The 8,380-nt window shown below is 70.3% G+C and carries 7 protein-coding genes; 2 read left to right on the top strand and 5 right to left on the bottom strand.

What is annotated here, in order from left to right:
• Positions 1–97 precede the first annotated feature (97 nt).
• Entirely contained in the window at positions 98–1,003 is a 906-nt protein-coding gene (locus ACFVDP_RS20790) for a tRNA (adenine-N1)-methyltransferase (protein WP_018535043.1), read from the bottom strand.
• 65 nt (positions 1,004–1,068) lie between these two features.
• A complete protein-coding gene (locus tag ACFVDP_RS20795; protein ID WP_383491475.1) occupies positions 1,069–2,727 on the bottom strand; it encodes a site-2 protease family protein in 1,659 nt (552 codons plus the stop codon).
• 178 nt (positions 2,728–2,905) lie between these two features.
• Between ACFVDP_RS20795 and ACFVDP_RS20800 the strand changes: the two genes are divergently transcribed.
• Both ACFVDP_RS20800 and ACFVDP_RS20805 read left to right on the top strand, forming a co-directional pair.
• On the top strand, positions 2,906–3,817 hold the full coding sequence (locus tag ACFVDP_RS20800; protein WP_383491477.1) for a RecB family exonuclease: 912 nt from the start codon (positions 2,906–2,908) through the stop codon (positions 3,815–3,817).
• Between the two features lie 38 nt (positions 3,818–3,855).
• Entirely contained in the window at positions 3,856–4,527 is a 672-nt protein-coding gene (locus ACFVDP_RS20805) for a response regulator transcription factor (RefSeq protein WP_111665813.1), read from the top strand.
• Between the two features lie 99 nt (positions 4,528–4,626).
• On the opposite strand, the gene ACFVDP_RS20810 is transcribed toward ACFVDP_RS20805, so the two are convergent.
• The 3 genes from ACFVDP_RS20810 to ACFVDP_RS20820 form a co-directional block, all read right to left on the bottom strand.
• Entirely contained in the window at positions 4,627–6,231 is a 1,605-nt protein-coding gene (locus ACFVDP_RS20810; RefSeq protein ID WP_383491479.1) for an ABC transporter substrate-binding protein, read from the bottom strand.
• A gap of 375 nt (positions 6,232–6,606) precedes the next feature.
• Positions 6,607–7,302, bottom strand: a complete 696-nt coding sequence (locus ACFVDP_RS20815) for an HAD-IA family hydrolase (RefSeq protein ID WP_383491481.1) — start codon at positions 7,300–7,302, stop codon at positions 6,607–6,609.
• Positions 7,303–7,390: 88 nt separating this feature from the next.
• Positions 7,391–8,380, bottom strand: a 990-nt coding sequence (locus ACFVDP_RS20820) for a vitamin B12 dependent-methionine synthase activation domain-containing protein (protein ID WP_383491483.1), incomplete at its 5' end; no start/stop codon positions are given.

An 8,380-nucleotide genomic window follows, 5' to 3' on the forward strand; every position in this document is an offset into this window, starting at 1 on the left:
AAAAGGGAACGAGACCCAGTAACGGGCCCGCGGGCGGGGAGGGCGGCGCGACTCCGGCGCCGGTGCGTTGTGCTGTGGTGCGGGAGTCCGGTGGGGCTCAGCGGCCGCGGTTGCCGCCGTCGGCGTTGGGGCCGTCGTAGTCCTCGCCGTAGGCGCCCTTGGCGGGGCGGCGGCGGCGCATGGGCGGCTCGACGCCGTCCGCGAGGCGGCGGGCGGTGAGCAGGAAGCCGGTGTGGCCGATCATCCGGTGGTCGGGGCGGACGGCGAGGCCTTCCACGTGCCAGTTGCGGATCATCGATTCCCAGGAGGTGGGCTCGTTGAAGCAGCCGATCTCGCGGATGGATTCGACGGTGCGGGCCAGCTGGGTGGTCGTGGCGACGTAGCAGCAGAGGATGCCGCCGGGGACGAGCGCCTTCTTGACGACGTCCAGGCACTCCCAGGGGGCGAGCATGTCGAGGATGACGCGGTCGACGTCGCCGTCGGACAGGTTGTCCTGGAGGTCGCCGACGGTGAGCTGCCAGGCGGGGTGGGGGCCGCCGAAGTAGCGCTCGACGTTGCCCTTGGCGATCTCGGCGAAGTCCTCGCGGCGCTCGTAGGAGTGCAGCATGCCTTCGTCGCCGATGGCGCGCAGCAGGAAGCTGCTGAGCGAGCCGGAGCCCACGCCCGCTTCCACGACGCGTGCGCCGGGGAAGATGTCGGCGAAGGCCAGGATCTGCCCCGCGTCCTTGGGGTAGACCACGGCGGCGCCGCGGGGCATGGACAGGACGTAGTCGGGGAGCAGGGGGCGCAGCGCCAGATAGGCGACGTTTCCGGTGGTGCGGACAACGCTGCCCTCGGGTGCGCCGATCAGCTCGTCGTGCGGGAAGGAACCCTTGTGGGTGTGGAAGTTCTTTCCCTCTTCGAGCGTGAACGTGTAGTGGCGGCCCTTGGGGTCGGTCAGCTGTACCTGGTCCCCGACCTTGAAGGGCCCGCGTCGGCGGGCGGCACCGGTCGGTTCGGACATGTGACCAGGGTACCGGGCCCCGGGCGGGGCGCCGACCACTGCGCCGCCGCCGGGGTGCGGTGCGTTCAGTTGGGGCGGGCCATGGCTTTGACGAAGGCGCGTTCGACGTCGGCGGCGGAGAGGACGCCGTAGATCGCGCCGTTCTCCTCGACCACGAGGTATTCGGTGGCCGGGGTGGCGCGCAGGGTGTCGAGGAGGTCTTCGCCGGCCAGTTCGGCGGAGACGCGCATGCCGTCGGAGAGGTCCTGGGCGAGGCCGCTGACGGGGACCCAGGGGCGGCGGTGTTCGGGGACGCCGACGATGGCGGCCTCGCGGACGATGGAGCGGGGTTCGCCGTCGGGGTCGACGACGACGAGGGCGCGGGCTCCTGCCTCGTTGGCCCGGCGCAGGGCTTCGGAGAGCGGGGTGGTGTGCTCGACGGGTACGGCGCGGCGGGTCAGGCTGCGGGCGCGCAGTTCCGGCAGGTGTTCGCGCAGGCGGGCCATGCGCAGGCTGTTGCCGGCGCCGGTCCAGATGATCGCGGCGAGGATGGCGGCCAGGAGTGCGTCGGTGATGGTGTCCATGCCGCCGGTGTCCTGCGTGTTCGAGCCCAGGGCGTCGGTCTGGGTGAGCAGGGGCAGGCCGATGAGGACGGCGATGGCGAGGGCGCGGCCGACCCAGGCGGCGGCGATGGTGCCGCTCATGGGTTTGCCGGTGATCTTCCAGACGACGGCGCGCAGCATCCGGCCGCCGTCGAGGGGCAGGCCGGGCAGGAGGTTGAAGGCGGCGACGATGAGGTTGGAGATCATCAGTCCTGCGAGCAGGACGCCGGGGACGGTGCCGGGTTCGACGGCCTTCATACCGAGGTAGAAGACGCCGGAGAGGACGAGGGAGAGGAGCGGGCCGACGAAGGCGAGGACGAATTCGCGGCCCGGGGTCTCGGACTCCTTCTCGATCTCGGAGACGCCGCCGAAGAACTGGAGCCGGATCCGCCGGACCGGGAGTTTGTAGCGCAGGGCCACGATGGTGTGGGCGAGTTCGTGGACGAGGACGGAGGCGTAGAAGGCGACGGCGAAGAAGAGGGCAACGAGGTAGCGGGCGGCGCCGAGCTCGGGCAGGACGCGGTCGAGCTGGCCGCCGAAGACCCAGGTGATGAGCGCGGCGACGAGGAACCAGCTGGGTGCGACGTAGACGGGGACGCCGAACGGGCGTCCCATGAGGAGTCCGCCGCGTGGTTCGGGGGGCTTGGTGGGGCCCTTGCGCCGGCCGGAGGTGGCGGCGGTCCGCTCGGGGTGCCGGTCGTAGGGGCTGCCGGTGTGCGGCGCCGGTGCGGTGGGGGCGGGGGCGTCGCTGTCGGGTCCCGACGGCACGTCGGTTCCGGGATGCCCGTCGGTCCTCGGCTGCGTCCCGGGCTGCTCTTCGGTCCCCGGCTTGTCGGGGGTCGGGGTTCCTTCGGAGGTCGGTGGTTCGTCCGGGGTGGGGGTGGTGGCCTTCTCCTGGGGTGTCGGCCGGTCGGGGTGGCCGTCGGCAGGAGCAGTGGGTTCGGCGGGGGTGGTGTCCGCCGTGTCCCCTGTGTCCCTCGTTCCGGTGGATTCGGCCTCGGGCGCGGCGGGGTCCCGCCGGGGTGTGTCGCCCGTGTGCTCGGTCCTGGTGTCGGCCCGGTCCGTCGCGGGACGCGCCCCGGTGTGCTCCGCGGGCGGCGTCGCCTCGCCGGTGCCGGACTGCGGCTGCCCGCTCTCGTCCACGGTGATCCCTCGGTCCCCTCGTTCGAGCGTCTCCCGCCGCGGGGCGGGACGTTCTGGCGTCGATGGTATGCGGACGGTGTCCGTCGGCCCCCGGCGACTCCCCCGGGCCACGCTACGCAAGACGCCGTGGAACGCGCGGGTGCCTGACTGTCGGTGGCGGGCCGTACCGTGGTGACGCATGGAGACCAGTACCGAGACGGGCCCTGCGACCGGCCCTGAGAAGCCCGCCGCGCGGCCGGCGTCGCTGTCGCCGTCGCGCGCGAGCGATTTCATGCAGTGCCCGTTGCTGTACCGGTTCCGGGTGATCGACAAGCTGCCGGAGAAGCCGAGCGAGGCGGCGACGAGAGGCACGCTGGTGCATGCCGTGCTGGAGCGGCTCTTCGACGCCCCGGCGGCGGAGCGGACCGCGCCGCGTGCCACGTCGCTGATTCCGGGGCAGTGGGACCGGCTGCGGGAGGCGCGGCCCGAGCTGGCCGAGCTGTTCGCGGACGATCCCGAGGGTGAGCGGATGACCCGCTGGCTGGGGGATGCCGAGCGGCTGGTCGCGCGCTGGTTCACGCTGGAGGATCCGACGCGTCTGGAGCCCGCCGAGCGGGAGCTGTTCGTCGAGGCCGAGCTGGAGTCGGGGCTGAAGCTGCGCGGGATCATCGACCGGGTCGATGTGGCGCCGTCCGGCGAGGTGCGGATCGTCGACTACAAGACGGGCAAGGCGCCGCGGCCCCAGTACGCCGAGGGCGCGCTGTTCCAGATGAAGTTCTACGCGCTGGTGGTGTGGCGGCTGAAGGGTGTCGTGCCGCGGCGGCTGCAGCTGGTGTATCTGGGCAGTGGGGATGTGCTGACGTACGACCCGGTGGTCGCCGATCTGGAGCGGGTGGAGCGGAAGCTGCACGCGCTGTGGGAGGCGATCCAGCTCGCCACGGAGAGCGGTGACTGGCGGCCGCGGCCGACGAAGCTGTGCGGCTGGTGCGATCACCAGGCCGTCTGTCCGGAATTCGGCGGTACTCCCCCGCCCTATCCGCTGCAGATCGTGGCGGCGGTGCCGGCGCCTGCGGAGGAGTCGGTCAGGGCGGCCGAGTCGGGCGGGGTGTAGCAGGGCAGAATGGGCCCGGACTATCGAAGGAGTGTTTCGTGGCGATCCGTGTCCTACTGGTCGATGACCAGCCTCTGCTGCGTACGGGTTTCCGGATGATTCTGGAGGCCGAGCAGGACATCGCGGTCGTCGGTGAGGCCGGGGACGGCCTGCAGGCGCTCGATCAGGTGCGCGCGTTGCAGCCCGATGTGGTGCTCATGGACATCCGGATGCCGCGGATGGACGGTGTCGAGGCGACTCGGCAGATCACCGGTCCGGGGCGGGACGGTCCGGCGAAGGTGCTGGTGCTGACGACGTTCGATCTGGACGAGTACGTCGTGGAGGCGCTGAAGGCAGGTGCCAGCGGTTTCCTGCTCAAGGACGCTCCGGCCAATGAGCTGGTGCAGGCGATCCGGGTGGTGGCCGCCGGTGAGGCGATGCTGGCGCCGAGCATCACGCGCCGGCTGCTCGACAAGTACGCGGATCATCTGCCGTCGGGGGACGAGCCGGTGCCGGACACGCTGCACACGCTGACCGAGCGCGAGGTCGAGGTGCTCAAGCTGGTGGCGCGCGGGTTGTCGAACGCGGAGATCGCGGCCGATCTGTTCGTGAGCGAGACGACGGTGAAGACCCATGTCGGTCATGTGCTGACGAAGTTGGGGCTGCGCGACCGGGTGCAGGCGGCGGTGTACGCGTACGAGAGCGGTCTGGTCCGGCCGGGCGCGCAGTAGTACTCGCGGAGAAGCTCATCAGCATGAAGGCGGCGGCCACCGAGAGGTGGCCGCCGCCTTCATGTGCGTACGTGCTTCATGTGCGTGCGGGGACGGGGATCAGCCGCTGACGCCGCGGCCCAGCTCCCACAGCTGGAGCAGGGAGGTGGAGGACAGGGCCCATTCGGCGCCGGTGATGTCGTCGCCGGCGGCGATGTACTGCTTGCTCTGGGTCAGGGGCAGCACGGGGACGTCGTCGGCGACCGTGTCCTGGATCCGCTTCAGCGTCTTGGACGCGGCGGCGCGGTCGGACTCGCGCCGGGAGGCGGGGATGAGGTCGCGCGTGATGGTGGAGTTGGTGTACGTCGACGCGAGGAAGTTGTCCTTGTCGAGGAACGGCGCGAGGAAGTTGTCGGCGTCGGGGAAGTCGGCGACCCAGCCCATGCCGTAGACCTGGTACTTGCCGGCCAGCTCCTCGGCGCGGAACTTGCTCCACTTCTTGGTCTCGTGGACCTCGGCCTTGAACAGGCCGCTGTCGTTGAGCTGTTGGGCGAGCAGCTCGAACTGCTTCTTCATGACCGGGCCGTAGTGGTCCTGGGTGTAGTGCAGCGAGAGCTTGACGGGCGTGGTGATGCCCGCCTGGTGCAGGATCGCGGCGGCCTTGGTCTTGTCCGGGTCGTTGTACTCGTTGAAGAACGAGTTGGCGTGTCCGACGACGCCGGCGGGGACGAGGGAGTACAGCGACTCGGAGGTCGACTTGTACGCCTCGGAGGCGATCTGGCCGCGGTCGACGACCTGGGCTATCGCCTGGCGGACGGCCTTGTCGCCCACCTGGCCCTGCTTGAGGGAGAAGCCGAGGAAGTTGGTCTCCAGGCCGGGCGTGGCGACGAAGTTGATGCCGTCGGGGACCTTGGCGGAGTACTTGGAGATCTGGTCGGGCGTCAGCGTGCGGCCCATGACGTCGATGTCGCCCTTTTCGAGCGACGTCTCCATGGCCTCGGCGCTGGACATCGGACGCATCTCGACGGTGTCGCTGTTGACCTTGAACTGGCCCTTGTAGTTCGGGTTCTTGGTGAAGACCGCCTTGACGACCTTCTTGTCCTTGACCTCGGTCTTCAGCGTGTAGACGCCCGATCCGCTGATGTCGAAGCCGTTGCGCAGCTTGTTCTTCGCGTAGTCGTCGGGGTTGACGAGGGCGGCGGCCGGGGTGGTCAGCTTGTACGGGAAGGTCGCGTCCGGCGTGTTCAGGTGGAAGACGATCTTCCCCTTGCCGACGGTCTCGATGGTGTCGATCGTGGAGAGCAGGCCCGCGATGCCGCTGTCGCTGTCGATGCCGCGTACGCGGTCGATGGAGTACTTGACGTCGGCGGCCGTGACGGGAGTCCCGTCGGAGAACTGCAGTCCGCTGCGGAGCTCGCACACGTAGCGCTCGCTGCCGCTGTCGGTGAACCCGCAGCTCTTCGCCGCCTCCGGCACCGGCTCGCCGCCGCCCTTGGGCACGGCCACGAGGGTCTGCAGGGTCTGCTGCAGTACGTTCCACACGCCCGCGTCGTAGGAGAACGCCGGGTCGAACGGGGCCGGAGTGTCGGAGGTGAGCTCGAACTGGTCGGTCGTGCCCACCACGATGGCGTCGCCACCACTACCGCTGTCCGAGCCTCCGCACGCGGCCAGCGTGGGGGCGAGCAGGCCGACGACGGCCGACAGCACCAGAGTCTTGCGGTTCATGCTCGACGTTCTCCAGAGCTTGACCCACTCGTTTCCGGCGCGGAGTGGGCGACAGGAGCACGAGGGGTGGGGCGATGTTCTCGCGATGACATTAATGGGATCGCCGCCGGGGCTCACAGGCGCCGCTTCCGGGCGCCCATCACGCTGCGAAACCGGGTGTGGACGCACCGAAAACGCCTCAGGAGGAAGGTTCCCCGCAGGGGGCCACCAATCGGGACACATGGGCATGCCCGAGCGGGCAGAAAGCGGACACCCAGCACGCCCGGGCGGAGCTGTCGACCCACGGGAAAGTGGGAAAGGTCACACAGTCAACTCATTTGAGGCGTGCGGTACTTCAGTCGCTTTCCGGCCACGTCCCGTGTCCCCTGCCATCTTTCAGGGCGTCATGAGGCCGTGCAGGAAGGACAGGTTGACGTGTTCGAGGGAGGGCACGACGGTGCGCCGGTGGGCCGGCTCGATGGGGGCGACGGACGGTACGGCGACGACGTGGCAGCCCGCGGCCTCGGCGGCCGCGACGCCGGTGGCGGTGTCCTCGATGACGGCGCAGCGCTCGGGTGCGGCGTCGAGTCCGGCGGCGGCGATCAGGTACGGGTCGGGGTGCGGCTTGGTGCGGGCCACCTCGTCACCGGCGATGGTGAGGTGGAAGTTGGCCGGGCCGAGCGAGTGCAGGACGCGGTCGATGATGCGCCGGTGGGAGGCGGAGACGAGCGCGGTGGGCACGCGCTGGGCGGCGAGTTCGGCGAGCAGTCCCGCGGCGCCGGGCATCAGCGGCAGGTGCTGTCCGATGCGCCGCTCGAAGGCGTCGTTGAGCAGCACCGTCACCTCGGGGACGGTGATGTCGGCGCCGGTCGCGTCGATGAGGAAGCCCGCGCTGCGGGTCATGGGGCCGCCGACGACGACCTGCTTCCAGGCCGGGTCGAGGGTGTGGCCGAGGCCGGCGAAGACGGCCGACTCCGCGTCCCACCAGAATCCCTCGGTGTCGACGAGGGTCCCGTCCATGTCGAGGAGTACGGCCTGAAGTGTGGAGCCTTCGGCCGTTCGGGTACCGAGTGCGGGGACCGTACTGGTCATCCGGGCACACCTCCATGAGGGACGAAGAGGCCGGTCCCCGGGTGGGGACCGGCCTGCGCTGGACGGACCAGTGTACGACTGCTGTCGATTACCGCGCGTTGAAGTACTTCGCCTCGGGGTGGTGGATGACGATGGCGTCGGTGGACTGCTCGGGGTGGAGCTGGAACTCCTCGCTGAGGTGGACGCCGATCCGCTCCGGCTGGAGCAGGTCGGCGATCTTGGCGCGGTCCTCCAGGTTGGGGCAGGCGCCGTAGCCCAGCGAGAAGCGGGCGCCCCGGTACTTCAGGGCGAACATGTCCTCCATCTCGGCGGGGTCCTCGCCGGAGAAGCCCAGCTCGGAGCGGACGCGGGCGTGCCAGTACTCGGCGAGCGCCTCGGCCAACTGGACGGACAGGCCGTGCAGTTCGAGGTAGTCGCGGTAGGAGTTCGCGGCGAACAGTTCGGCGGTGGCCTCACCGATCTTCGAGCCGACGGTGACGACCTGGAGGCCGACGACGTCGGTCTCGCCGGACTCCTCCGGGCGGAAGAAGTCGGCGAGGCACAGGCGGCGGCCGCGGCGCTGGCGGGGGAAGGAGAAGCGGGTCCGCTCGTTGCCGTCGTCGTCCAGGATGATCAGGTCGTCGCCCTTGGAGACGCACGGGAAGTAGCCGTGCACGACGGCCGCTTCCAGCATGTTCTTGGTGTGCAGCTCGTCGAGCCAGCCGCGCAGGCGGGGGCGGCCCTCGCTCTCCACCAGCTCCTCGTACGTGGGCCCGTCGCCGGTGCGGGCCTGCTTCAGGCCCCACTGGCCCTTGAACAGGGCGCCTTCGTCGAGCCAGGAGGCGTACTCCTTGAGCTGGATGCCCTTGACGACGCGGGTGCCCCAGAAGGGGGGCTCGGGCACCGGGTTGTCGGTGCTGGTGTCGGAGCGCACCGGCCCCTCGTCGGGCTGCTCCTCGATCTGCACGGCGGCCGCCTTGACCCGGCGCTGCTTCAGCTCGGGGAGGGTGGCGCCGGGGACGCCGCGCTTGACCGCGATCAGGGCGTCCATCAGGCGCAGGCCCTCGAACGCGTCGCGGGCGTAACGGACTTCGCCCTC

Source organism: Streptomyces sp. NPDC057694 (assembly GCF_042799415.1).
Taxonomy (GTDB): Bacteria; Actinomycetota; Actinomycetes; order Streptomycetales; family Streptomycetaceae; genus Streptomyces.

Excerpts from the sequence above, each read along its gene's own strand:
- ACFVDP_RS20810 (WP_383491479.1), bottom strand. The coding sequence starts at position 6,231 with ATGAACCGCAAGACTCTGGTGCTGTCGGCCGTCGTCGGCCTGCTCGCC.
- ACFVDP_RS20790 (WP_018535043.1), bottom strand. The coding sequence starts at position 1,003 with ATGTCCGAACCGACCGGTGCCGCCCGCCGACGCGGGCCCTTCAAGGTC.
- ACFVDP_RS20815 (WP_383491481.1), bottom strand. The coding sequence starts at position 7,302 with ATGACCAGTACGGTCCCCGCACTCGGTACCCGAACGGCCGAAGGCTCC.
- ACFVDP_RS20800 (WP_383491477.1), top strand. The coding sequence starts at position 2,906 with ATGGAGACCAGTACCGAGACGGGCCCTGCGACCGGCCCTGAGAAGCCC.